The sequence below is a fragment of the Halomonas qinghailakensis genome, from assembly GCF_025820815.1.
GTDB lineage: Bacteria > Pseudomonadota > Gammaproteobacteria > Pseudomonadales > Halomonadaceae > Vreelandella > Vreelandella qaidamensis.
The window spans coordinates 410,555-435,900 of sequence record NZ_CP096973.1; the positions used below are offsets into that span (position 1 = coordinate 410,555).

A 25,346-nucleotide genomic window follows, 5' to 3' on the forward strand; every position below is an offset into this window, starting at 1 on the left:
GGTAGCTGCGGTAAAGTAGCGCAATCCCCTATCCGCTCCCAGCAGTGACGGCTTGATCAACTATGATTGCATCTTTGGATTCGCGTACGGCCCCGTTTAAACGCCTGAGCACGCATTACGTGCGTTTTCTAGACGCCTTGCGCGCTCGTGGCTTTGAAGGCGAAATTGCCCCGGACTATGCCAACCGCACGGTGCTGGCGACGGATAACTCGATTTACCAGCGCTTGCCCCAGGCTGCGGTGTTTCCTAAGCATGCCGAAGATCTTGAGCGCCTTGCCAAGCTGGCTGCTGAGCTGCCCCACCGCGATATCGTGCTCACCCCCCGGGGCGGCGGCACGGGCACCAACGGCCAGTCGTTGACCGACGGTATCGTGGTGGATGTTTCCCGCCATATGAACCAGATTTTAGAGATCAATGTAGAGGCACGCCGGGTACGCGTTCAGGCGGGCGTGGTGAAAGATCAGCTCAACGCGGCATTGAAGCCCCACGGGCTGTTTTTTGCACCGGAGTTATCCACTTCTAATCGCGCCACCATCGGCGGCATGATTTCCACCGATGCCAGCGGCCAGGGCAGTTGTGAATACGGTAAAACCCGTGACCACGTGCTGGAACTGGACACGGTTTTGCTGGGGGGCCAGCACTTGCACAGCCGTGCGCTTAGCGCTGAAGAGGAGCAGCAGGCTGTTGCGCAATCCGGCATTCTCGGCCGTGTGCATACCACCGCTGCTGAGATTATCGACCAACAGCGCGATTTGATTGAGGCGAAATTTCCGCCGCTCAACCGCTGTTTAACCGGCTACGATCTGGCGCACCTGCGAGAGACGCAAGGCCAACTGAACCTGAACAGCCTGCTGTGTGGCTCGGAAGGCTCGTTGGGCTTTTTGAATGAAGCAGTATTGAACGTACTGCCGATCCCGAAGCACTCAACGCTAGTGAATGTGCGCTATGCCAGCTTTATGGAGGCGCTGCGCGATGCCAAAGCCCTCATGACCGCCAGCGCTCGCCCTACCTCGATTGAAACCATCGATGACACCGTGCTGCAGCTGGCCATGGAAGACTTTGTCTGGGACAGCGTAGCTGAGTTTTTCCCCACCACCGGCCACACGCCAATTCGGGGCATTAACCTGATCGAGTTTAATGACGATGATCCTGAGCGTTTGGCGGAACGGGTTCGCTCCTTTACCGGGCACCTTGGCCGCGATGTGACCGTCGAGCGCTTAGGCTACACCCTGGCTGAAGGCCGCCCGCAGATTCAAAAAGTCTACGCTATGCGTAAACGCTCGGTGGGTTTGCTGGGTAACGTGCAGGGTGAAAAGCGCCCGATTGCGTTTGTGGAAGACACCGCCGTCCCGCCGGAACACCTAGCTGACTTTATCAGCGAGTTCCGCGCCGCGCTGGATGCTCGGCAGCTTTCCTACGGGATGTTTGGCCATGTGGATGCGGGGGTACTACACGTACGCCCGGCGCTGGATATGAAAGACCCTGCGCAGGAAAAACTGATTCGTGAGATTTCCGATGAAGTGGCGGCTCTCACTCAGAAGTACAGTGGGCTGTTATGGGGCGAACACGGCAAAGGCGTGCGCTCGGAGTACGGCCCTAAGTTCTTTGGTGAACTCTACCCCAGCCTGCAGCGCGTCAAAGCCGCGTTTGATCCTCATAACCAGCTGAACCCTGGCAAGATTGCATCGCCTTCTGACAACACTACATTAATCGCCAAAGACAGCGACCCTGATCTGTTAACGGTCGATGGCGTCACTATGCGCGGCCAGTTGGATCGCACCATCGACGAACGCGCCTGGCAGGCCTATGACGCTGCGGTGTACTGCAACGGCAATGGTGCCTGTTACAACTACGATGTTGATGACCCCATGTGCCCTTCCTGGAAGGCCACCCGCGACCGCCGTCACTCTCCCAAAGGCCGTGCCAGCTTGATACGTGAGTGGCTACGCCTGCAGTCTCAAGCGGGCATCGATGTGGTGGAAGAGTCGCGCAAGAAGAAAGCCGAAAACGGCTGGGGCTTTGTTAAAAGCTTCCCCCGCCGGGTGATGAACACCGTTAGTAAACAGCAACACCACGACTACTCTCACCAAGTTTACGATGCCATGGCGGGCTGCTTGGCGTGTAAATCCTGTGCGGGCCAGTGCCCGATTAAGGTCAACGTGCCGCAGTTCCGTTCGCAGTTTTTAGAGGTCTACCACGGCCGCTATCTACGCCCGCTGCGCGATTACCTCATCGGCGGCACCGAATTCATGTTGCCCACCCTTGCCAAGGTCGCGCCGCTATATAACGCCCTACTTAACCAGCGCTGGGTAGACAGTTTGATGCGCAAAGGGTTGGGAATGAGCGACTCCCCGCAGCTTTCCCGTGCCAGCGTAAAGAAACAGCTAAGGGCTTGGGGCGTTGCGGAAGCCACTCCCACCTCGCTGGTGCTGCTTACCGAGCAGCAGCGCGCTAACAGCGTGATTATTGTCCAGGATGCGTTCACCAGCCACTTTGAAGCCAAGCTGGTGATGGACGTGGTGGAACTACTGTCGCGGTTGAATCTGCGGGTGTTTGTGATGCCGTTTTCTGCTAACGGCAAACCGCTGCACGTGCAGGGCTTTTTAGGTGCCTTTGAGCGCACGGCAGAAAAACAGGCCAAGCGCCTGCGGGCGTTGGCAGAGTTTGAGGTGCCGATGGTGGGTATCGACCCTGCCATGACGCTGACCTACCGCCAGGAGTACGTCAAAGCGCTAGGGGTAGAGCAAGTGCCTAACGTGCTGATGCTACAAGAGTGGCTAGCCACCCGTATTAACACGCTAGCGCCTAGCCAACTGAACTTAACCGACCCAGGCTTTAAGCTGCTTTCCCACTGCACCGAAAAGACCAACGCCCCGGGCAGCCCCAAAGCCTGGCAACAGGTGTTTGCGGCGTTTGGTTTAGAGCTGGAGTTAGCCACCACGGGCTGTTGCGGTATGTCCGGCACCTACGGACATGAAACCCGTAATGTCGACACTTCTAAGACGATCTACGCCCAATCCTGGCAGCCCCAGGTGGAAGCCGAGGAAAACGCGGGCAAGCTACTCGCCACCGGCTACTCCTGCCGTAGCCAGGTGAAACGCTACTCAGCACAAACGTTGCACCACCCGCTTCAAGCGCTGCTTGGGTGCTTAAAGCGGGCAGGCTAGTGCATGCTATTAACGTTTCAAACAACTAACGTTTCAAACAATGTCAGTTAAAAGAAGAGACGCTTAAGGGCCTGACCCGGGTCCTCTTCGCGCATGAAGACTTCACCGACGAGGAAACCATTCACGTCATGGTCACGCATAAGTTCCACGTCATCCCGAGTTTGGATGCCGGATTCCGTGATGATCGTGACGCCTTCAGGGATTCGCGGCAGAAGATCTAAGGTGGTGTTAAGGCTGGTATCAAAGGTATGCAAATTGCGGTTGTTAATACCCACCAGCTTTAAATCCAGCGCCAGGGCTCGCTCAAGCTCAACAGCGTCGTGCACCTCGACGAGTACATCCATGCCTAACGCATTGGCTTGCTGATGCAGATCACGCAGCTGGGCGTCGTCTAGGGCAGCGACAATCAGCAAGATGCAGTCTGCACCGATAGCTCGCGCCTCGGTCACCTGGTAGCCATGGGTAATAAAATCTTTACGAATCACGGGCAGATCGCACGCATCGCGGGCGGCGATCAGAAAGTCTTCATGGCCCTGAAAAAAGTCTGCATCGGTCAATACGGATAGGCATGCTGCGCCGCCTTCGGCATAGCTTTTGGCAATATCCGCAGGATGAAAATCTTCACGCATGACGCCTTTAGAAGGCGAGGCTTTTTTAATTTCAGCGATGACTGCTGCGTCGCCTGCGATAATGCGGGCATTCAGCGCGTCAATAAAACCACGGGGAGCACTCTGCTTTTCAGCCAGCGCCAGCAGGTCTGCCTCGGTTACCGCCTGCAGGCGCTCTGCGACTTCTTCGTCCTTTCGGGCCAAAATGCGCGTTAAAATAGTTGGCGTTGCCTGGTCAGTCATTGGATTTTTATCCTTTAAAGACGCTAGTAAAGTGCGAAAGCTCTTTTAGCTTTTCAAGCGGCAGTTTAGAGGCTTGAGCATCCTGCGCGACTAATACGCCCTCTTTTAAGTTATCCGCTACGCCTGCGCAATAAAGCGCCGCGCCAGCATTGAGCGCCACCATATCAGCAGCCGCTCCTTCACCACTTAGCGCAGATTTTACTAACCGCAGGCTGTCTTCTGCACTGGTCGCTTTTAGTGCGGCAAGGCTTTGGCGCTCAATACCCAACTCTTCTGGGGTAATGGTGTATTCAGTAATGTTGCCATCTTTCAGTTCAGCCACCCGCGTGGGTGCAGCCAACGAAATTTCATCTAAACCATCTTCAGAGTGCACCACCAGCACGTGACGACTGCCAAGCTTTCGAAGCACTTCCGCCATTAACGGCACTAGCTCAAGCGAGTACACGCCCAGCACTTGATTAGGTGCACCGGCAGGATTAGTTAAAGGGCCAAGGATGTTAAACAGCGTGCGCACGCCCATCTCCCGGCGCGGACCAATAGCGTAGCGCATGGCCGGGTGATGGTTGGGGGCAAACATAAAGCCCACACCGACCTGCTCAATACAGCGCGCCACCTGTTCAGGTTTGAGATCAAGGTAAATACCGGCGATATCGAAAAGGTCTGCACTGCCTGAGGATGAAGAAACGCTGCGGTTACCATGCTTAGCCACATGAGCGCCCCCAGCGGCCGCCACAAAGCTAGCCGCCGTAGAAACGTTAAACAGGTTCGCACCATCACCGCCGGTACCGACAATATCTACTACGTTATCGGTGTGTAGCTCTACCCGCTTCATTAGCTCGCGCATAACCTGGGCCGCCGCGCTAATTTCCTCGGCGCTCTCGCCTTTCATGGCCAGCCCCACCAGCAGGCCACCAATTTGCGCATCGGAGGCTTCGCCGGTCATGATCTGGCGCATTAGCGCGTGCATTGCATCGAAAGAGAGGTCTTCGCGGCGCATTACCGCATTAATTGCATCTCGCATTTGCATGAACAGAAAAGCCCCTAAAGCGTATAAATTTGGCAGTTAGCCACGTGTTAAAAAGTTGGCCAATAACGCATGGCCTTGGCGCGTCAGAATCGACTCAGGATGAAACTGTACCCCTTCAACATCGAGGGTACGATGACGAAAGCCCATTATCAGCCCTGGCGTAACATCATCGTCTGCGGTCCAGGCGGTGACTTCAAAACACTCCGGCAAGCTTGCTTTATCTACCACTAACGAGTGGTAACGGGTCACTTCTAGCGGGTTTTCAAGCCCGTTAAATACCCCTTGCCCACCGTGCACAACAGCAGACGTTTTGCCATGCATCACCTGGGGCGCACGCACTACCCTACCACCGTAAACCTGGCCAATCGCCTGATGCCCAAGACAAACGCCCAAAATAGGCAACTTACCCGCAAAGTGAGCAATCGCTGCCAGCGATACTCCCGCTTCATTAGGGGTGCATGGCCCTGGTGAAATAACTAAATGGGTAGGCGCTAAGGCGTCAATTTGTTCAAGGGTAAGCTCATCATTACGGTAGGTCACCACCTCGGCTCCCAGCTCGCCGAGGTACTGGACGATATTGAACGTGAAGCTGTCGTAATTATCGATCATCAACACACGTTGCACTGCCTGCACTTGTGCCATCGCCCCGCTTACTCCATCACATGAATCAAACCACTTTGCAGAGATGATACCCCAACCCAGGCACCACTTGCAGGGACAAGGGGCGTATGACGCATTCACATTTTATTTAGAGGGTACTAACTAGGAGCTCACTAGAGGTGCTAACCGACACGCCGCGTATTTGAACTCCGGTATTTTGCCGTAGGGATCAAGCGCTGGGTTGGTCAGCAGGTTGGCTGCCGCCTCTGCATAAGCGAACGGCACAAACACCATGCCATCAGGAATTTTTGAGTCCATTCTGGCGGTTAGCGTAATCGTGCCGCGTCGCGTTGTGATCGTCAGCTTTTCTCCTGGTACAACGCCTAAGCGATTTAACTCGCCTGGGGAAAGACTGGCCACAGCGTCTGGCTCCAGGGCATTTAATACGTGGCTGCGCCGAGTCATGGAGCCGGTGTGCCAATGCTCTAGTTGCCGACCAGTGGTTAATACCGTGGGGTAAGCGTCATCTACCGGTTCGTCTGGCGGTAACGGGCGCGTAGGGGAAAATTTAGCTAACCCACCTTTGCGTGGAAAGGCGTCGCTGAACACCACATCCTGGCCAGGTAAATCTTCCGCTGGGCAGGGGTACGTTACCGAGCCTTCCCGCACCAGCCGCGCCCAGCTGATGTGATTAAACGACGCCATACTCTGCTGCATCTCTACGAACACTTCCTGAGGGTGGGCATAGTTCCAGCCAAGCTCAAAGCGCTTGGCAATCTCCTGGATAATCCACCAATCGGGCTTGGCATCTCCCGGTAGCGGCAGAGCCGCGCGGCCTAACTGCACCTGGCGGTTGGTGTTGGTCACAGTGCCGTCTTTTTCAGGCCAGGCGGAAGCTGGCAGAATGACATCGGCAAACTGGGCAGTTTCAGTGACGAACAGGTCCTGCACCACCAGATGCTCAAGTTTGCCAAGGGCGGCTCTGGCATGAGTCAGGTCTGGGTCAGACATGGCGGGGTTCTCACCCAGGATGTACATACCGCGCACGCTCCCCGCGTGGATAGCATCCATGACTTCGACCACCGTCAGCCCTGGTTCGGCACTGAGCGGAGTATTCCACAGCTCTTCAAAGGCAGCCCGCAATTGGCGATCACCCACCGGCTGATAGTCGGGCAACACCATGGGAATAAGCCCCGCATCGGATGCGCCCTGCACATTATTTTGTCCACGCAGCGGGTGCAGACCAGTGCCTGGACGGCCTGTATGACCGCACGCCAGCGCCAATGAGATCAGACAGCGCGCGTTGTCGGTGCCATGGGTATGCTGAGAAATGCCCATACCCCAGAAAATCATCGCTTTCTCGGCGTTGGCGTAGCGCCGCGCCACCTCTCGAAGAGTCTCTGGCGCGACGCCACACAGCACGCTCATAGCTTCAGGAGTGCTATGGGCAACGCTGTTTTTCAATGCCTCAAAGCCTTCGGTATGCGCTTGAATATAGGCGTTGTCATACAGCTCTTCGGCAATAATGACGTGGAGCAGCGCGTTGAATAACGAGACATCGCCGCCTGGCGTAAAGCGAACGCTCAGGCTAGCGTAAGCATCTAATGCCTGCCCGCGAGGATCGAGAATAATAATCTCAGTGCCGCGTTTGGCAGCTTGCTTGAAGAAGGTGGCCGCGACAGGATGGTTTACCGCTGGGTTACAACCCGTCAGGATCACCACATCTGCTTCCAGAGCCTGCATAAACGATGCCGTTACCGCCCCAGACCCCAGGCACTCCATCAGCGCAGCGACAGAACTGGCGTGACACAGCCGGGTGCAGTGATCAACGTTATTGCTGCCAAACCCCGTACGCACCAGCTTCTGGAATAGCCAGGCTTCTTCATTGGAGCATTTAGCGCTGCCAAAGCCCGCCAAGGCTTCTGGGCCATGGGCGGCCTTGAGGTTCCTTAAGCCGCTGGCGGCCACGTCGAGTGCTTCTTCCCAACTGGCCTCGCGGAAATGACTGAGCGGCTTGGCAGGGTCAAAGCTCGGGTCGAGACCTTTAGCCACACCCGGTTTGCGCAGCAGCGGCTTGGTTAGCCGTGCCGGATGGCTAACGTAGTCAAACCCAAAGCGCCCTTTCACGCACAGACGACCCTGGTTAGCAGGGCCGTTGCGCCCTTCTACATACGCCAGGGCGTCGTTATTCATATGGTAGGTAAGCTGGCAGCCCACGCCGCAGTAAGGGCAGACGGAATCAACCTGTCGCTGACTGTGTGAATCGCCGTGGCCAGCCGAATTCACCAACGAGGCAGGCATCAGCGCTCCCGTCGGGCACGCCTGAACACACTCGCCACAGCCAACACAGGTGCTATCGCCCATCGGGTCGTTAAAATCAAACACCACCGTGGCTGCCGCGCCGCGCTGAGCCAGACCAATCACGTCGTTGCTTTGCACCTCACGGCAGGCGCGTACGCACAGGTTGCAGGTAATACAAGCGTTTAAATTAACCTGCATGGCGGGATGGCTGGTATCTGGCTGTTGAACTGACGGCGCCACCACCGCGTGGCTAACAGGGGTTTTCCGGCGCGGTGGCAGCCATGCCTTAACAGCATGTTCATCCACTGAAAGCTGCTCGGCAGTCTTCCAAAAATGGCTGGAACGGTCGGGGCTTTCCGCTCGACTGGGCTGATCCGCCATGAACAGTTCCAGCACGGTTTCACGGGCCTGCACCGCGCGGTGAGAGCTTGCGCTGCGCACCACCATGCCCGGCGCTGCTTCGCGTATGCAGCTGGCCGCCAAGGTGCGCTCGCCGTCAATCTCGACCATGCAAACACGGCAGTTACCATCGGCACGGTAACCTGGAGCCTCTTTGAAACAGAGGTGGGGGATGGTTTCTCCTGCGCGCTTGGCCACCTGCCATAGGGTTTCACCGGCATAAGCAGTCACTTCGTGGCCATCCAGCGTTAGCGCAAATTCAGTACTCATGGCGCGCCCCCTTCCACCGCATCGCTGACAATAACCTGCTGCTGGGCAAGCGCCGGTCGAAAATCTTTTAGCAGCCCAAGCACGGGATTCGGTGCAGCCTGGCCTAACCCGCAGATCGACGCGTCCTGCATTACTTGGGCCAGCCGAGTCAGCGCCTGTACATCCCAACGCTCGCTTTCAAGCAGGCTCAACATCTTTTCAGTGCCTACCCGACAGGGAGTACACTGACCACAGGATTCATCAGCGAAAAAGGCCAATAAATTAGTCGCAACGGCCTGTAAGTTATCGTACTCGGAGAGCACGATAATCGCTGCTGAGCCAATAAAGCAGCCGTGAGCATGCAGGGTATCGAAATCCAACGGAATATCCGCCTTGCTGGCGGGCAAAATCCCCCCAGATGCGCCGCCGGGAAGGTAAGCGGCAAGGGTGTGCCCTTCTGCCATGCCACCGCAATACTCATCAATCAGTTCACGCAGAGTGATTCCAGCAGGCGCGAGATACACACCCGGCTTGTTGACTCGACCGGAAACGGAAAAACTGCGCAGGCCACTTCGCCCATTGCGCCCGGGCTCAGCAAACCATGCTGCCCCCTTTTTCCAAATGCGTGGTATCCAGTAAACCGTTTCAACGTTATTGACCAGCGTCGGGCGGTTGAACAGCCCTTGCTGAGCCACATAGGGCGGCCGATGGCGAGGCTTGCCAGGTTTACCTTCTAGAGACTCAATCAGCGCCGACTCTTCCCCACATATATAAGCCCCTGCACCACGGCGCATGACGATAAGCCCAGGCTGTACGAGCTTGGCCTCTTCAAGCTCGGCAATCGCTTCATGCAGCACGCGGTGAAGCCCAGGGTATTCATCGCGCAGGTAAATATAGAGTCGCTCGGCATCTATTGCCCAGGCGCTAACCAGCGCACCTTCCAGAAATTGGTGGGGGGCTTTTTCAAGGTAGAAACGATCTTTAAAGGTGCCGGGTTCACCCTCATCAGCGTTAATCACACAGTAACGCGGCCCTGCCCCTTGGCGCACCGCCTGCCACTTCTTAAAAGTGGGGAAACCCGCGCCGCCAAGTCCACGCAGCTGAGATTGCTCTAAGAGTGTGCTCAGTGCATCGACGCTTACTTGGCCGCTGCGGCACTGGGCCAGCAGTTGAAAGCCGCCGGCTTGCTGATAAGCCGTTAGACGCTGCCACACAATCGCTTCTGGATGAAAGTGGCCGGTATCAACCACCGCCTCGACGCCATCTGCCGTGGCGTACAGCACGTGGTGATGGCCAACTTCAGCTACTGGGGCGTGGTTACAGCGGCCCATGCAGGGCGCACGTATGATCCGCACGCCGTCAGGGTCGACGCGCTCCTCAAGCGCTTGTTGTAACGCACTGGCGCCTGCCAGCTGGCAGGAGAGCGAATCACACACGCGAATAGTCGTAGCAGGCGGTGGCGCTTGGTGGTCGTGTACCACATCAAAGTGAGCGTAAAACGTCGCTGTCTCGTACACCGCTGCCATCGGCAGGTTCATGTAGGAGGCTAAGGCGCGTAGCTCGACCAGTGATAAATAACCGTGAGCATCCTGAATAGCGTGCAAGTGTTCTATTAATAGGTCGCGGCGTTTAAGCGTGGGGTTGCAGCGCTCATCTCCCAAGAGGTCGCGTAGCGCTACTAGCGCCACAGGTGCCACAGCGCGCCCCTGAGGGAAACCACGACGTCGGCGTGAAGTCATACCAGTTTGTGAAGTCATTACACACTATCCAAAGGAGCTGTCTATAAACGCTGGGCTAGGCCATATAATGGCTAAGCTTTGGCTGAATATACAAAGTAACTAACCCTATTATCGACCATGTTTATTTTGCGTATTTTGCAGCCTGTTTTAACAGCATAGAGGCTAACCCCACAGGACGAAACCCGTTGTTGCATCAACGCTACGGTGCCGAGAAGTCAAACGGCCTGGCAACAGAATGAAACTGGCAACGTGCCTGTACTATCTTTATTATCTGCCGACTTTTTAATGCGTTAGGAGCGTGACATGGACAATCGAGCACCTTGGATAATCACGCTCGTATTGATGACGACTGTCAACAGCACTCACGCGCTGGGCGACACCTCGTTTAACGTTATCGCTTCGTTTTCAGTCATTAAAGATTTAGTGAAGCGTGTGGCGGGCGACAGCATCAACATTACCACTATTGTGCCAACAGGTGAGGATGTGCACCGCTGGGAGCTTCAACCGCCAAATGCCTTGGCCGTTGAAAAAGCTGACATTGTTTTCTATAACGGATATGGATTAGAACCATGGATACGCCATATCGAAGCCATGGCAAATGATTCACTAACGCTGATAGCCCTTGCAGAAAGCGCCAATTACGAGACGCTAGCAATCCCAGTAGGCCACTATAAGGACAGCACGGATCCACATATGTGGATGGATCCGAAAGGGGCGGCCGCTTATGTTGATGTGATAGAAAAAACGCTTATTGAACACTATCCCGAGCAAGCTGATGCGTTTACCACGCGTGCCGATGAAACTCGTGAAGCACTAGCGCAGCTCGATCATCAACTTAGTGAACGCTTGGAAGGCATTCCGCACACAAATCGTATGCTCACCACTAGCGAGGCCTCTATGGCCTATTTTGCCCGCGCGTACGACTTTGAGTACGCGGCCATTTGGGGCATTGGCAGTGAAACGATTGGCAGCGCACAAGCAATGGAAGCCATGAGTATGCGACTTTCACAAAAGCGCCCGCCTGCACTTTTCTATGAAAGTACATCGCCCTACATCCACATGGATGCGCTTGCCCGAGAAACTGAGCTTGCGCTGGCAGGGCCTTTATATATAGATACTTTAAGTGATGCCGATGGGCCTGCCTATAACTACCCTGCTATGTTGCGCCATAACACAGAGTTACTACATGAATATTTAGGCGGTGCACGGGCTGAAGAGTAGCCCTAGCACCGCTTAACTTATTCCGTTAGCGCTAGCAATGAGTCAATAATCAGATCCGGCTGGCTATGCTCAATTGGTTCGCCATGGTTATAGCCGTAAGGTAGCGCCACGGTGGCAAAGCCAGCAGCCTTGCCAGCATCAATATCGTGGCGTGAATCTCCTACCATGACACATGCTGAAGATGGAATATCCAGCTGTTGGGCCACATGAAGTAGCGGTAGCGGGCTGGGTTTTTTCTCGGCAAGCGTGTCGCCGCCAATGCAATATGTAAAAAGTGTTAACAGACCAAAATGGCTCAAAATTGGCGCAATAAAGCGCTCTGGCTTGTTGGTAATCAGCACCAGTGGATAGCCTGCCTTATGCAAATCGTGTAGCGCTGTTTGCACGCCTGGATAGAGCTGAGTTAGCGCATTAGGAGCAGCACCATAATGGCGCATAAAAGCTTCATAGGCGGTGGTTTGCAATACCTGCCCTGGCGCTTCTGCTAACGCCCAGGTCAGCGCTCTTTCGACTAGCACCTGAGCACCATTACCCACCCAGTCTCGCACGCGCTCTTCACCAGGTAGAGGCAGTCCAACATCACCAAGCGCATGCTGAACCGCTACCGCCAGGTCTGGCACTGAATCAATCAACGTGCCATCTAAATCAAACGCAATTAATCGCTTACCCTGCAAAATGGCGTGCACGTGGCTCTCTCCCTAAACTATTGCCATTAGAATATTCCAATACAGATCAGACGCATCCGCTGTTAACTTTTATTATCTTACCTGCTTAGCGCGTCGTCAGACACGCGAGAAAGTTCTATGCTGTTGCTATCTTAGGCAAGGAGAAAGTAATGGCCATTCCTCGAATTGTGATTGTGGGCGGCGGTGCCGGTGGACTTGCCCTAGCAACACGCTTAGGGCGCACGCTCGGCAAAAAAAGGCGCGCCGAGATTGTGCTGCTCGACCGCAATGCTACTCATGTATGGAAACCACTGTTACATGAACTCGCTACCGGCGTGCTGAACTCCAGCATGGATGAAGTGGATTATCGCGGCCACTCTTCCGCACACCATTACCTCTACCAGCGTGGTTCTTTAAATGGCCTTGATCACGCACAAAAAATCATTCACCTAGCGCCAATTAAAGATGAGGACGGCATTGAAGTACTTCCAGCCAGGGAGCTTAGTTATGACTACCTCGTATTAGCGCTGGGCAGTGTTTCCAATGACTTTGGCACCACAGGCGTTGCTGAGCACTGCCATTTTATTGATTCACCCCAGCAGGCCAAGGCGTTTCAGCGCGATATGATCAATACCTTTTTGCGCTATACCGATCCAGAACTGCGCCAGCATAAAGAGCTGACCATTGGCATAGTCGGCGGCGGCGCAACAGGCGTCGAGCTTTCCGCAGAACTTCTAGATGCTTCGCGCTTGCTTAACGCCTACGGCGTAACCGCGATAGACCACCAAACGATTAGCGTACACCTCATCGAAGCGGCGCCACGCCTGCTGCCTGGCTTATCAGAACGTATTAGCGAAACCGTGCAACAAGAGCTCGAAAATATGGGCGTAAACGTCCATGTCGGCACCGCTATTCAGGAGGCTGAGGAGTATCGCTTAGTGACAGGCGATGGCGAGATTATCGAAACTGACCTAAACGTGTGGGCGGCGGGCATCAAAGCGCCGCCATTTCTGGCAGAACTTGGCCTGACAACTAATAAAAAGCATCAGCTTAGCGTTCATCAGACGCTGCAAAGCGTGGATGACCCGCATATTTTTGCCATGGGTGATTGCGCTAACTGCCCTCAAGGCGAAGAGGGCTCCGTTCCACCCAGGGCCCAGGCAGCTCATCAACAAGCCAAGGTGCTTGCTAAAAACTTAGTTCGGTTATTGGATGACAAACCACTTAACGACTTTGTCTATCGCGACCACGGCTCGCTAGTGTCGCTTGCCCGTTACGATGCGGTGGGAAACCTAATGCGCAGCTCTGCGTCTCGTGGACTATTTTTGGAAGGCTGGCTGGCGCGCCAAGCCTATGCATCGCTTTATCGAATGCATCAGCTGTCTATTCATGGCGCACCCAAAACGGGACTCGCGTGGCTGGTTGATAAGCTAAATCGCTACTTAAAGCCCCGTATGAAATTGCATTAAGTTGTACGCTTAGCCATTAACCTTTGCCAACTCAGCGCGCATTTGTTGAATAACCGTGTTGTAACCGTGCGGGTCACTTGTTTGGTGAGCGTTGAAGATAGCCGAACCAGCTACAAAGGTATCGGCACCCGCAGCGGCAATGTCGGCGATATTCTCTACTTTAACGCCACCGTCGATTTCTAATCGGATCGGGCGACCCGACGCATCAATACGTGCCCGCGCTTCGCGCAATTTATCTAGCGTACCGGGGATAAACGACTGGCCGCCAAAACCTGGGTTAACGCTCATCAACAGCACCATATCGATTTTGTCCATGACATAATCGAGGTACGAAAGCGGCGTCGCTGGATTGAAGACCAGCCCTGCTTTGCATCCACTATCACGAATCAGCTGTAGCGAGCGATCAACATGCTCAGAGGCTTCTGGATGGAAAGTAATATAACTCGCCCCAGCCGCACTAAAGTCGCTAATCATACGATCTACGGGTTTGACCATTAGATGCACATCGATGGGCGCTGTCACGCCATGGTCGCGCAGCGCTTTGCACACCATCGGCCCGATGGTCAGATTCGGCACATAGTGATTATCCATGACATCGAAATGGACAATATCGGCCCCAGCAGCCAACACATTGTCGACCTCTTCACCAAGTCGCGCGAAATTAGCGGAAAGAATCGAAGGGGCAATCAGAAAGTCCTGCTCGGCGCTCATAATGCGTTCCTAGGTTAACAGGGGAAAAAGAAGGTATATCTTACCAGAGCCACCTAGGAAGCCCACCGCCCTGTCGTTAAAGCTCAGCCGTCAAAGAATGAATATCTTTAAATACATATTCCCAAATAGAATATAAAACATAATTGTAATTCCACAATCACAGGTTTAACCTTAGCATCATTGCGATTAAATCGCCCCCAGATGTAAGGAGCCTGTTGTAATGACGCGATCTACTTTTTTCCGTACTGGCCTGCGCCGCAGCCTGATAGCCACCGCTGTTGGCGCTACTATGGCTGCCACCGCTGTTTCTAACACTGCGATGGCTCAAGAGCGCGAGTTACTGAACTCCTCTTACGATATTGCCCGTGAACTGTTTTCAGCTATCAATCCGGAATTCCAAGCGTGGTGGCAAGAAGAGCACGGTGAAGAGATTGCCATTAGTCAGTCTCACGGCGGCTCTTCAGCGCAAGCGCGCGCGATTATGCAAGGAATGCGTGCGGATGTAGTTACTTTCAACCAGGTAACTGATGTTCAAGTGCTTGCGGATGCGGGCTTAGTAGCAGAAGACTGGCAAGACGCATTCGACAATAATGCATCTCCCTACTACTCCACTACTGCGTTTTTGGTCCGTAAAGACAATCCAAAAGGCATCGAAAGTTGGGACGACTTAGTGAAAGAAGACGTGCAAATGGTCTTCCCGAACCCTAAAACGTCCGGTAACGGTCGCTACACCTACTTAGCTGCCTGGGGCTTCGCCGATAACCAGTTTGACGGTGATGAAGAAAAAATCCAGGACTTTATGCGCACCTTCCTGCGCAATGTTGCGGTGTTTGATACCGGCGGCCGTGGTGCCACCACAAGCTTTATCGAGCGCGGCATTGGCGACGTATTAATCAGCTTTGAATCAGAAGTGAACAATATCCGCAGCGAATACGGCAGCGACGACTACGAAGTCATCGTGCCGCCGGTCAGTATTCTGGCAGAGTTCCCCGTTGCGGTGGTGGGTGAAAATGCTGAGCGTAATGGCAATAGCGACCTTGCTCAGAGCTATCTTGAATACCTCTACCGTGAAGATACTCAGCGCTTGCTGGCAGGCTTTAACTATCGCGTTCACGACGAAACGGTTGTGGCTGAATTTGCTGACCAATTCCCCGATACCGAACTCTTTGAAGTTGAAGATGTGTTTGGCAGCTGGGAAGAAGCAATGGAAAACCACTTTGAAGGCGGAGCCCTACTTGATCAACTGCAACGTCGTTAACGGAATCTCATGAGCCAGCTAGCAATATGGCGGTCCGGCAGTGCTCGCGTGCTGCCGGGCTTTGGCCTGTCTATGGGGATCAGCGTCCTCTTCATTTCGCTGGTACTCCTTCTCCCGATCACTGGTCTATTTGGTCAGTTAGCAGGGCTGAGCCTTGCCGAATACTGGGCCATTATTACCGAAGGTCGTGTGGTGGCCAGTTACATGGTCACCATAGGAGCAGCGGCTGTCGCGGCGCTGGTTAACGCGGTATTTGGCTTACTACTTGCTTGGGTACTGGTTCGTTATGAGTTTCCTGGCAAGCGTCTTCTAGATGCCTTAATGGATTTACCTTTTGCACTCCCCACAGCGGTAGCAGGTATTACTCTAGCCACACTGTATGCGGGTAATGGCTGGATGGGCAGCTTATTAGAGCCGCTAGGGTTCCAAGTAGCCTACACCTGGGTAGGCATTGCACTGGCCATGGCGTTTACCAGCATTCCGTTTGTGGTACGCACTGTGCAACCGGTGCTGGAGGATTTACCCGCAGAAGTTGATGAAGCCGCGATGTCTCTTGGCGCAACCGATGGCGTAGCGTTTCGACGAGTGATTATGCCGCACCTGTGGCCAGCTCTCGTTACTGGCACCGGGTTAGCCTTTGTACGCTCACTAGGTGAGTTCGGGGCGATTATTTTTATCGCAGGTAATATGCCCTACGAAACCGAAATCACTGCGCTGATGATTTTCGTCAAATTGCAGGAGTATGACTACGCTGGCGCTTCTGCAATTGCCTCCGTTGTGCTCTTTGTGTCACTGGCGCTGCTATTGGCGATCAACATTTGGCAAGGTCGCTTTGTACGCCGCTTGCATGGAGGAAAAGGCTAATGCGCCGGATTGGTGATGCACCCGCTGTGCGGCGTTTACTCATTGGCACCGCCCTGTTGCTATCAGCGTTGTTTTTACTGCTTCCGCTAGTGGCCATTTTTGCCCAGGCGTTTTCCCAAGGTGTGATGGTCTTTTGGGCCAACGTTAGCAATACGTTCACCCTACATGCCATTGGCCTAACGCTTGTTATTGCGTTATTGACCATACCGGTATGCCTGGTGTTTGGTGTCGCTCTAGCGTGGCTAGTGACCCGCTTTAGTTTCCCAGGTCGGCGTATTTTGCAAACGCTGATCGATATTCCCTTTGCCGTATCACCCGTAGTGGCCGGGCTTATTTACCTATTACTTTATGGCCGCAATGGTTGGATTGGTGGCTGGCTAGACACCCACGATATTCAACTAATGTTCGCTTGGCCCGGTATTTTAATGGTGACTATTTTCGTGACCTGCCCGTTTGTGGCACGTGAACTAATTCCGCTCATGCAGGCCCAAGGTTCCCGTGAAGAGGAAGCCGCCGTGACCCTCGGCGCGGGTGGTTGGACTACCTTCCGGCGTGTCACGCTACCTAACATTCGCTGGGCGCTGCTCTACGGGATCATCCTCACCAACGCGCGTGCGGTGGGTGAATTTGGCGCTGTGTCGGTGGTCGCCGGGGCTATTCGTGGGAAGACAAACACCTTACCGCTGCACCTAGAGCAGCTTTATCAGGATTACAACGCGGTGGGCGCATTTGCTAGCGCCGCGCTGCTGGCCCTTATTGCCCTGTTAACCCTTGCGGCCAAGGCAGGCCTGGAATGGCGCGCAGCGCGCCAGGAGGCATATTTATGAGTATTCGCCTACAGAACATCGCCAAGCACTTTGCCAACACCCAAGCGCTTGAGCCGATCAATCTGGATATCCATGAAGGCGAACTAGTCGGCCTACTTGGACCGTCTGGCTCAGGAAAGACGACACTTCTACGTATTATTGCCGGTTTGGAGAGCGCTGATCGCTCTCCTCAACCCGGTAAAATATTGTTCGGCGATCGCGATGTAACTAACGTTCACGTGCGCGATCGTCGCATTGGGTTTGTCTTCCAGCACTACGCGCTATTTCGCCATATGAGCGTTTACGACAATGTGGCCTTTGGCTTAACCGTAATGCCTAAAAAGCGCCGTCCTTCCAACGGTGAGATACGCGCTCGCGTATTTAGGCTGCTGGAAATGGTTCAGCTGCAGCATTTAGCTAACCGCTTACCTGCGCAACTCTCAGGTGGCCAACAGCAGCGCGTATCACTAGCCCGCGCCCTGGCCGTTGAGCCTGACGTATTGCTATTGGATGAGCCGTTTGGTGCGCTGGATGCTAAGGTACGCCAGGATCTGCGACGCTGGCTGCGTCGACTGCATGAAGAACTTAACTTTACCAGCGTATTTGTGACCCACGACCAAGAAGAAGCGCTTGAGCTTTCTGACCGGGTGGTGGTAATGAGCAACGGGCGCATTGAGCAAATTGATACGCCTGAAACGCTCTATCGGTCCCCCAAAAACCGTTTTGTATTTGAATTCCTTGGCGACGTTAACCACTTAGAAGGCAAAGTACACCAAGGTATACTTACCTGTGGCGACGCTCATCTCAATGTTGACTTACCTGATGGTGACGAAGAGTTATTGCTACGCCCTCATGAAGTGCGCCTTGCCCAGCAGCCTAGTGCAGAGAGCCACTTACCGGTAACGATTACCGCCATTTCACCGGTAGGTGCTGAAGTACGTGTTGAGCTAGAAGCCGACTGGCTAGCTAAGCCATGGCTTGCAACAGTGCGCCATGCTGATTTTGAGCAGCTTCAGATGCGCCGTGGACAACGCTTGTTCGCGCATCCACGTCAGTGGCACCGTTTTAAAGAAGAAACGGAAAAGCCGAAGCAGCAGACCCGCGCGGCCTAAGCGTTGGTAGCACCTTACGCAAACGCAGCGCTATACTGGCAGTTAACTAAGCCTTTTGTTTGGCTGTCGTATTCGGTCAGTCAAGGGCATGCTTGTAAAATACTGAGCGTAGGCTCAGCGTTTTGATACCTACTAGTAGTTTGTCACCTATTTTCGGTTACAGCGGAGAATTGTATGCGTCGGCGCCATTTTTTACACCTCACTGGTGCGTTGCTTACCAGCATTTTGCTAGCGGGCTGCGCTAGCCCTCAATACCTTCAGCTAAGCCCAGAGCGTAGTGCCAGTGTCCCGCAAACAGGCGCTGGCCAACAGGTCACTGTCATCGCTACCGATGCTCGGGAAAGCGAAGTTATTGGGACCCGCGCGGGTGGCAGTATGTCTACTTCGCAGATTACCGTGAGTAGTCATGAGTTAATTCCACAGCTCCAAGCTGAAGCAGAACGCGCTGTGCGTGATATGGGCTTTAATCCCACACGCGAGGCTGCTCAAGGTCGTCCAAGTATTACGCTTGAGCTGGCAAACCTTAACTATGCCAAAGGTGATAGCGGCCAGCCGTTGATTGACGAAGCGCGCCTTGAAGGGGTTTTCCGGGCAATTGCTCAGAATAAGGGCACAACCTATACGGGCACGTACACATCACGCCGCACCCAGGGCTATGCCATTAAACCCGGTGAAGATGCTAATACACGTATGTTAAACGACTTGTTAAGCGATGGTTTAAACCGTGCGTTTAGTGACCCTGAGCTTGGTCGCTTGCTCGCCCGTTAAACAGTTCAGACCGACGGTTTATACTGAGAAAAACTGCCCGCTTGGCGGGCAGATTCATATGCGTGGCCCACGACGCTCTAGCGCCCAAACGCTTTCACTGCGCCCCCGCTCGTCTGCCGGTTTGTTCTCAACCAACTCAATGCGAAAGTTGGGCACAAACAAACGCTCAATTTCACTATTGGGCACGCTGTAAGGTGGGCCGGCATTACCATCATCATGGGTTAACCCAACTAGCAGCCCCCGGGCTCCTGGGGGCACTAACTGAGCAAGATGAAAGGCATAGCGCTCTCGGGTGGCGGGAGGCAGCGCAATCAGTGAGGCTCGGTCATAAAACGCACCCACTTCTGCCGCCTGTTTGATGTGCAAATGAAAAAAATCACCGCACCACAATTCAACGCTACCCTGGCGTGAGACATTGAACCCTGCTTGGGTATAGCGTGAGACGCCTGCGTTTCGCTGCGCCAGAAACTGCTCTATGGCTTCCGGTGCCAACTCAATACCTAGAACGGGGTGGCCTTCATCTGCTAACCAACGCATATCAAGGCTTTTACCACATAACGGCACAAGCACTTTGGCCCTAGGCGTTACGTTAAGCGCGGGCCAATGCTGCACCAACGCTGGATGCGTATCAGACAAATGAAATCCGATACATCCTTCCTGCCAACGTTGACGCCAGGGATTTTCCATTGGACCTACCTCACACTCAAAATTTACCCGTAACGCTTGCTGTAGAAACCACTTTAAAACCAGCGGTCTCTCTTTTTACGACGACGTGGTAAATGGGGAACAATCAGGCCGACTAACAAACCAGCACCGGCCACCCCACCGCCGTACATGAAATAGCGCATCAATAAATCTTCTTCTTGCGTATCTAAACGCGCCTGCAATGCGCGCACCTGCTGGCGAGATTGCTCAGCTTCGTTATCTAGCTCGCGATTACGCGCTTCTAAATCAACGATACGCTGCTCACGTACTTCGAGCGTTTCTGTCATTGAAGAGACACGCTGCTCCCACGTATTGTTGATTCCGTCCAGCTCTTGTGTCAGTTGATCTACTTGCGTTTGCAATACAGGCAGCTGCTCACGGGCGCTGGGAGTTTGTTGTAACTCACTGCTCAGCACCCATACAGCATCGCCGCCGTCGCCACGGACGCGAGTATAATCCCCGCTCCTTTCAAGAACTTCAACTTGCTCGCCCGCATTCAGCGTGCCAACAATACGGTAACCATCCGTTGGGCCGCTACGCACATAGGTGCTTAACTCATCGCTGACCCAGGCCTGGCTATCAGACTGGGCAAATGCAGGGGCTACCCCAGCGCTCAGCAACACACCAACGGCGGCGGCGTAACAACTATTACGAAGTTTATTTACTTGCATGACGTCATGTCCTGATCATAAAACGCGCGTAGCCGACGAAGCCAATCGCGCGTATCGCTCAAAGCGGTGCGCTTGTCTTAGGCGCTTACCCTTCCCCACGAGGCGGTAACGGGAAGGGACGAGGAAACTCTGCGACGCGGGCATCACTCTTGACAGCTTTTAAAGGGCCTTCACGTTCAACTTCATCAATGCGCACAATAGCGTTAAGCGGCAGGTAACTGCGCTTAACACCTTCAAAGGTGCGCTGTAATTTTTCTGCCCCTGGATCGACAACAACCCGCGACGCATCGTCAAAGACAAACTCCTCGACTTCAATAAAGCCCCAGAGTTCGCTTTGAAAAATTTCTCTGACGTATAAATCCCAGATTTCACCCTGCTGGTGAACCACCACACGGTAGATCGGCTTGGCCGCCATCTTGGCCTATTCCTCTTGCCACTTGAACATAATGTTGAGGCGCCTAGCCTAACATACTCAGGGGTTTGCTCTTTACTACACACCATGAAAAGCACTTATTTTTAGCCATTTTCACCTTCAGAGCCTGCTAATTAGCCGTCGGGAGGCCCTATCGTGTATGGTGAAGTAAGTGGTATGGCAACTTTATTCACTCACCCACAGGAGTCACCATCATGCAAAAGGATCCCAATAAGGGCTATATCGCCCTACTAGGTTGGAGCCTCAATGCGATCGAAGCGGCAGAGAATTTTGACCGCCGCTACATCGTGGTTGCACCCGACTGGGCCGAGGATTACTGCCAAAAACATGATATTCCCTACGTTCCCTGGAATTTTGAGCGTCTCAACGATCGTTCTATCGAAATTGCTGAAACGTTAAAAGAGAAAGGCGTCGATGTTGCAATCCCACTTTATGAAGAGACCGTAGAGTGGGCGGGCGCAATTAACTCTGTCTTGCTCGATAATCCGCGCATTTATGGCCAGTCGTTACTACTTCGCGATAAAGCGCTAATGAAACGCCGCGCACAGCTTGGCGGCATTCGCGTAGGCATTTTCGAAGAAGCCCACGATAAAGATGACGTTGTCCGCTTCCTTAAACGTGTTAACCAAACGCTACTCAAGCTGGATGGCGATCCTAACGACCCTATCCACCTCAAAGCGTTTGATAAGGCAGGGTGTCTTGGTCACCGGGTGATTCGTACACCGGATGAAGTTGATACGATTCCCGATGAAGAGTTCCCAGTGTTGATGGAATCACACTTGGATGGTTGGGAATTTGCCGTTGAAGCGTGGATCCATGACGGTAAGATCGCTTTTCTGAATATTTCAGAGTACGTGACACTTGGCTACTCGGTATTTGTGCCCGCGTCTCCTGAGCTTGAAAAATACCGCGAGCAGATTACAGCGCAAATTGAAAAACTGATCAAAGCGTTTGATATTGAGTTCGGCCTTATTCACCCCGAGTACTTTGTGACCAGCGATGGTGAGATGTACTTTGGCGAAGTGGCCTATCGTCCACCCGGCTTTAAAGTATTTGAACTTCTTGAGCGGGTGTATGGCTTCAACGCCTACCAAGCTTCGATGCTGGTCTTCGACCCCAAAAGCACCAAAGAGGAAGTTGCGGCTTTCTTTCCCAAAGAAGTGGTGGACGCAGATGGGTTCGCGGGCTGCTTTGGCGTGTATCCCCGCCGTCGGGTTGTTAGCCGCTTAGAGATCCCTGAAGAAACAGAGGATCACCCGTACTTTGAATCTCACGAACTGACATCACCGGTTGAAGAAACCGTCACTAAACGTACAGCGTTTGGTACCCATTGGGGCTTGGTCTACTTTAAAGGCGAAGATGCGCACACACTACGCGATCTTCTTAAACGCCAAGAAGACCTCGACTTCTATGTATAATCCCCGTTACGGCTGGGATAAGGAGTCAACGTGACGACCAATCAAGAGGCATCTTCTTATGAAGATGGCAAGCTTAACGGACTTTTGAAAAAATTTGATGAGGCGGTGCGCCTGCTTATGCAGGCTCCTGCTTTTTCTAAACCGGCAAAGCTGCCTCGCGTAATGGATACTGCGCGCAGAATCTTGATGCAAGAGGGTGGCTGCGCCGCCCTCGAATCTCGCGCGGCGGATTTTGAATCCGCCGGAGTGTTTGCAGGTTCAGACTGGGAAACACCGCAGTTTCTAGTACCTACACTAACTACTTTTTCACTTAGAAGTGCTGACCCCAACGTGGTGGTAATTGAAGCTCTGAGTGAATTGAGGCTTTTAGCAGTTGCCAAAGGTGATTACCTTCACGCGCTGGTATCTCAAGAGCACGCTCACCACTATTTAACCCAAGTAATGGCCATTAATTTATGGCTGTTATTTAACGCACCAAGTGAGGCCGAACGAGAAACTCAGGGACGCTTAGCGACTATCCCTAGGCAATTGTTCAAACATTTAGCCGAGCGCATTGGTTACGAACATGTGATTGATCAACTTATTGATGAAATATGGCGCATTTTAAAGCAGCGCCCAATTCAAGTTGATGCCATCAAACAGATGATTACTCAAATTGCGCTGTGCCAAGTCAATCCAGAAATTGATTTAGGCGCAAGTGGCCAAGGGGCTGACAGACTGGTCAGTTCACTTTTTGGGCCAACGCAAGCTTGCCGTGAAGACCCTGGCGTAGCTCTTTATCGTGAACGACTGGAACGTATGGATAATGCTGCTTTACAAGCAGAATCTACCGGCTTCGCCCGGGCCATGCACGACACAGGGTTAGTATCACCCTACCATACGGTTCTTATGCGTTATTTGTTGGAAGAGGGAGACCACCTGCTATCAGAAGCCCTAGGCCTCTCATCAACAGGACGAGATTGCCTTCTGTGCTATCGTGAGTTGGTACATGCCCTGATTCGCAGCGGTGTTTACCCAGCTACTGCGCAGGCGGTCTATGGCTTGGCACTGTTACTTGAGCGGGGCATTCTCTATCAGCCTCCGGTTGCCCCAGCGATGTGGCGACAGCTAAATTTAAAACTTTCAGAATGGTCAGAAGCACGATTGAACCTTGCCTATGGAGTCGACGCATCACCTCGCGCACGCCTCATTGAAGGTGTGCTATGCATGCTGGGGCTGCCGTTAGGTGTAGGGCAAGGCAACAACCCAACTTGCCAGTCAGCAAGAGCGCTCTCCATGTGGGCCTACAATGATCCGGACTATTTGTTACAAATGGTCGCCTGGGCAGCACGGGATGACGAAATCATTATGCATTTTGAAGGTCAGGCAATCTCTTCAATGGAGAGTGCATCTGGCGTTGCATCTGAACTGCCGATGGATCTAGACCCTGCTTCGTTGATTGTTGTGCCCCATTTGGATCGCATCTATGCAGAGATGGGTAGACGCTGCATTGGCCGCGAAGGCGACCCTCACCGTTGGGTCAACCCAGAGTTCCATGGTTGGTGGTCAGGCCGTGGATTTAGCATTAACGTTGATGTTGCCACCGGCCAACTAAGTGGCGTAGATAACTTTATTCGTCACTTTTATGCCAGCTATCATCCCTATTACAATGGTAACCAACCGCTGATTCATCCTCAGCCAGCAGGCATCGCCGTAACTGACAGTGCCGCTCGGTTTATTGGTTGGCATGCAATAACGATTTTACGCGCGTCTTTAGATCCAAACGATGTCATGAGGATCTATTTTTATAATCCCAACAACGACAGCGGCCAAGATTGGGGAGATGGCGTTAAGGTAAGTACGTCTGGTAACGGAGAGCGCTTTGGCGAGGCTTCTTTACCCTTTGAACAATTTACCTCTCGGCTATATATCTACCATTATGACCCATTAGAGCGAGGCGAACTGGCTACCGTAACGGATGATGAACTTGAGTCTGTAAAAAGCTACCTGCATCGCAGCTGGGGAGCTAGCCGCTTGCCGCCGACAGAGCTTCAGGCAGACGAAGGGCCACACACACCGTAGCCAAGGACTCGCCAGACGCGCTGAATAACTGCCACATTGACGACAATGACTCAATTGACACGATTAGACCAACTACTGGTCAGCCAAGGGCTGGTCAGTTCTCGCACCCGTGCGCAGCGATTAATTCGTAACGGACGTGTGTCGCTTCAAGATGGCACGCTACTCGCTAAACCGTCTGAAAAATGGCCGCAAGATACTTTATTGCATATCGATGAAGACCCTGAAGAGCGCTATGTTTCCCGTGCTGGTTTGAAATTAGAGGGCGTCCTTAACGCACTGGATAGGCGCCTGGAAGAGCTTATTGTGTTAGACGTTGGCCAATCAACGGGGGGGTTTACCGACTGCGCATTGCAGTTTGGTGCCCGTCATGTGATTGGCGTAGACGTTGGTCATGCCCAGCTAGCCGAGCGCTTACGTGACGACCCGAGGGTCACTTGTCTTGAAGGCTTAAATGCCCGTTATATGACGTCCTCGACAGAGCTTCAACAAACCGTGGCTAAACATCCTATCGACATCGCCGTAATGGACGTTTCGTTCATTTCTCAGACACTGATTTTGCCAGAGATTGCCTCCCTTCTTCCCACTGGGGGGCAACTGCTTTCATTGGTAAAACCACAGTTTGAGTTAGAACCAGGCGCACTAGATAAGCGCGGCATTGTGCGTGACGCTAGCCGTTATAGCGACGTGGAGCAAAAGATACGCGATGCTTGTACTGAGTGCGGCTTAGTCATTAGCCACTGGCAGGAAAGCCCGATTACCGGCAGCGATGGTAATCGGGAGTTTTTACTGCTCGCGAGTAAACATGAAAAACCAAGCGCTTAAAACCAACGCTGATGCTAACCTTAAACCTA

Annotated in this window: 21 protein-coding genes; 11 read left to right on the plus strand and 10 right to left on the minus strand. The window is 53.4% G+C overall.

Annotated elements, in window-relative coordinates:
- Window positions 1-62 precede the first annotated feature (62 nt).
- Complete coding sequence (ydiJ, locus tag M0220_RS01920) at window positions 63-3,167, plus strand: D-2-hydroxyglutarate dehydrogenase YdiJ (RefSeq protein ID WP_264018535.1); 3,105 nt, start codon at window positions 63-65, stop codon at window positions 3,165-3,167.
- 47 nt (window positions 3,168-3,214) lie between these two features.
- On the opposite strand, the gene trpC is transcribed toward ydiJ, so the two are convergent.
- From trpC to M0220_RS01945, 5 genes are all read right to left on the minus strand, one after another.
- On the minus strand, window positions 3,215-4,018 hold the full coding sequence (gene trpC / locus M0220_RS01925; RefSeq protein WP_264018536.1) for an indole-3-glycerol phosphate synthase TrpC: 804 nt from the start codon (window positions 4,016-4,018) through the stop codon (window positions 3,215-3,217).
- A gap of 7 nt (window positions 4,019-4,025) precedes the next feature.
- Window positions 4,026-5,045: an anthranilate phosphoribosyltransferase gene (gene trpD, locus M0220_RS01930; protein ID WP_030070277.1), complete on the minus strand. Its 1,020-nt coding sequence runs from the start codon at window positions 5,043-5,045 to the stop codon at window positions 4,026-4,028.
- Window positions 5,046-5,081: 36 nt separating this feature from the next.
- On the minus strand, window positions 5,082-5,687 hold the full coding sequence (locus M0220_RS01935; RefSeq protein WP_264018537.1) for an anthranilate synthase component II: 606 nt from the start codon (window positions 5,685-5,687) through the stop codon (window positions 5,082-5,084).
- A 120-nt stretch (window positions 5,688-5,807) separates the two neighbouring features.
- The gene (fdhF, locus tag M0220_RS01940) at window positions 5,808-8,615 is read right to left on the minus strand and encodes a formate dehydrogenase subunit alpha (RefSeq protein ID WP_264018538.1); all 2,808 of its coding nucleotides are present in this window, start codon (window positions 8,613-8,615) and stop codon (window positions 5,808-5,810) included.
- Window positions 8,612-10,351, minus strand: a complete 1,740-nt coding sequence (locus M0220_RS01945; protein ID WP_264018539.1) for an NADH-ubiquinone oxidoreductase-F iron-sulfur binding region domain-containing protein — start codon at window positions 10,349-10,351, stop codon at window positions 8,612-8,614. Before M0220_RS01945 ends, fdhF begins: the two co-directional genes overlap by 4 nt.
- 285 nt (window positions 10,352-10,636) lie before the next feature.
- On the opposite strand from M0220_RS01945, the gene M0220_RS01950 reads away from it, so the two are divergent.
- Window positions 10,637-11,554, plus strand: coding sequence for a metal ABC transporter solute-binding protein, Zn/Mn family (locus tag M0220_RS01950; protein WP_030070273.1), 918 nt, complete (start codon window positions 10,637-10,639; stop codon window positions 11,552-11,554).
- Between the two features lie 17 nt (window positions 11,555-11,571).
- On the opposite strand, the gene M0220_RS01955 is transcribed toward M0220_RS01950, so the two are convergent.
- Window positions 11,572-12,240, minus strand: coding sequence for a phosphoglycolate phosphatase (locus tag M0220_RS01955; RefSeq protein WP_264018540.1), 669 nt, complete (start codon window positions 12,238-12,240; stop codon window positions 11,572-11,574).
- Between the two features lie 149 nt (window positions 12,241-12,389).
- On the opposite strand from M0220_RS01955, the gene M0220_RS01960 reads away from it, so the two are divergent.
- The gene (locus M0220_RS01960) at window positions 12,390-13,688 is read left to right on the plus strand and encodes an NAD(P)/FAD-dependent oxidoreductase (protein WP_264018541.1); all 1,299 of its coding nucleotides are present in this window, start codon (window positions 12,390-12,392) and stop codon (window positions 13,686-13,688) included.
- A 9-nt stretch (window positions 13,689-13,697) separates the two neighbouring features.
- Here the strand turns inward: M0220_RS01960 and rpe are convergent, their stop codons facing one another.
- Window positions 13,698-14,399, minus strand: coding sequence for a ribulose-phosphate 3-epimerase (rpe, locus tag M0220_RS01965; RefSeq protein ID WP_264018542.1), 702 nt, complete (start codon window positions 14,397-14,399; stop codon window positions 13,698-13,700).
- 220 nt (window positions 14,400-14,619) lie between these two features.
- Between rpe and cysP the strand changes: the two genes are divergently transcribed.
- The 5 genes from cysP (at window position 14,620) to M0220_RS01990 (ending at window position 19,207) form a co-directional block, all read left to right on the plus strand.
- Window positions 14,620-15,657 (plus strand): thiosulfate ABC transporter substrate-binding protein CysP, encoded by a 1,038-nt coding sequence (cysP, locus tag M0220_RS01970; protein WP_030070269.1) that lies wholly within the window; start codon window positions 14,620-14,622, stop codon window positions 15,655-15,657.
- A 9-nt stretch (window positions 15,658-15,666) separates the two neighbouring features.
- Window positions 15,667-16,521, plus strand: coding sequence for a sulfate ABC transporter permease subunit CysT (gene cysT, locus M0220_RS01975; protein ID WP_264018543.1), 855 nt, complete (start codon window positions 15,667-15,669; stop codon window positions 16,519-16,521).
- Window positions 16,521-17,348 carry a sulfate ABC transporter permease subunit CysW gene (cysW, locus tag M0220_RS01980; protein WP_030070267.1) on the plus strand — a complete coding sequence of 276 codons (828 nt, stop codon included), beginning with the start codon at window positions 16,521-16,523 and terminating at the stop codon, window positions 17,346-17,348. Before cysT ends, cysW begins: the two co-directional genes overlap by 1 nt.
- On the plus strand, window positions 17,345-18,439 hold the full coding sequence (locus M0220_RS01985) for a sulfate/molybdate ABC transporter ATP-binding protein (RefSeq protein ID WP_264018544.1): 1,095 nt from the start codon (window positions 17,345-17,347) through the stop codon (window positions 18,437-18,439). Before cysW ends, M0220_RS01985 begins: the two co-directional genes overlap by 4 nt.
- A gap of 174 nt (window positions 18,440-18,613) precedes the next feature.
- Window positions 18,614-19,207 carry a YajG family lipoprotein gene (locus tag M0220_RS01990; protein ID WP_030070265.1) on the plus strand — a complete coding sequence of 198 codons (594 nt, stop codon included), beginning with the start codon at window positions 18,614-18,616 and terminating at the stop codon, window positions 19,205-19,207.
- A 54-nt stretch (window positions 19,208-19,261) separates the two neighbouring features.
- On the opposite strand, the gene M0220_RS01995 is transcribed toward M0220_RS01990, so the two are convergent.
- The 3 genes from M0220_RS01995 to M0220_RS02005 form a co-directional block, all read right to left on the minus strand.
- Complete coding sequence (locus tag M0220_RS01995) at window positions 19,262-19,894, minus strand: thiopurine S-methyltransferase (RefSeq protein WP_264018545.1); 633 nt, start codon at window positions 19,892-19,894, stop codon at window positions 19,262-19,264.
- 53 nt (window positions 19,895-19,947) lie between these two features.
- Window positions 19,948-20,583: a TIGR04211 family SH3 domain-containing protein gene (locus tag M0220_RS02000; RefSeq protein ID WP_264018546.1), complete on the minus strand. Its 636-nt coding sequence runs from the start codon at window positions 20,581-20,583 to the stop codon at window positions 19,948-19,950.
- Between the two features lie 85 nt (window positions 20,584-20,668).
- The gene (locus tag M0220_RS02005; RefSeq protein WP_009100748.1) at window positions 20,669-20,998 is read right to left on the minus strand and encodes a DUF1820 family protein; all 330 of its coding nucleotides are present in this window, start codon (window positions 20,996-20,998) and stop codon (window positions 20,669-20,671) included.
- 212 nt (window positions 20,999-21,210) lie between these two features.
- Between M0220_RS02005 and M0220_RS02010 the strand changes: the two genes are divergently transcribed.
- The 3 genes from M0220_RS02010 to M0220_RS02020 are packed head-to-tail and all read left to right on the plus strand — an operon-like array spanning window position 21,211 to window position 25,317.
- Window positions 21,211-22,434 carry an ATP-grasp domain-containing protein gene (locus tag M0220_RS02010; protein ID WP_030070262.1) on the plus strand — a complete coding sequence of 408 codons (1,224 nt, stop codon included), beginning with the start codon at window positions 21,211-21,213 and terminating at the stop codon, window positions 22,432-22,434.
- Between the two features lie 30 nt (window positions 22,435-22,464).
- The gene (locus M0220_RS02015) at window positions 22,465-24,495 is read left to right on the plus strand and encodes a hypothetical protein (protein WP_030070261.1); all 2,031 of its coding nucleotides are present in this window, start codon (window positions 22,465-22,467) and stop codon (window positions 24,493-24,495) included.
- A 54-nt stretch (window positions 24,496-24,549) separates the two neighbouring features.
- Window positions 24,550-25,317: a TlyA family RNA methyltransferase gene (locus tag M0220_RS02020; RefSeq protein WP_030070260.1), complete on the plus strand. Its 768-nt coding sequence runs from the start codon at window positions 24,550-24,552 to the stop codon at window positions 25,315-25,317.
- The last annotated feature ends 29 nt before the right edge of the window (window positions 25,318-25,346 follow it).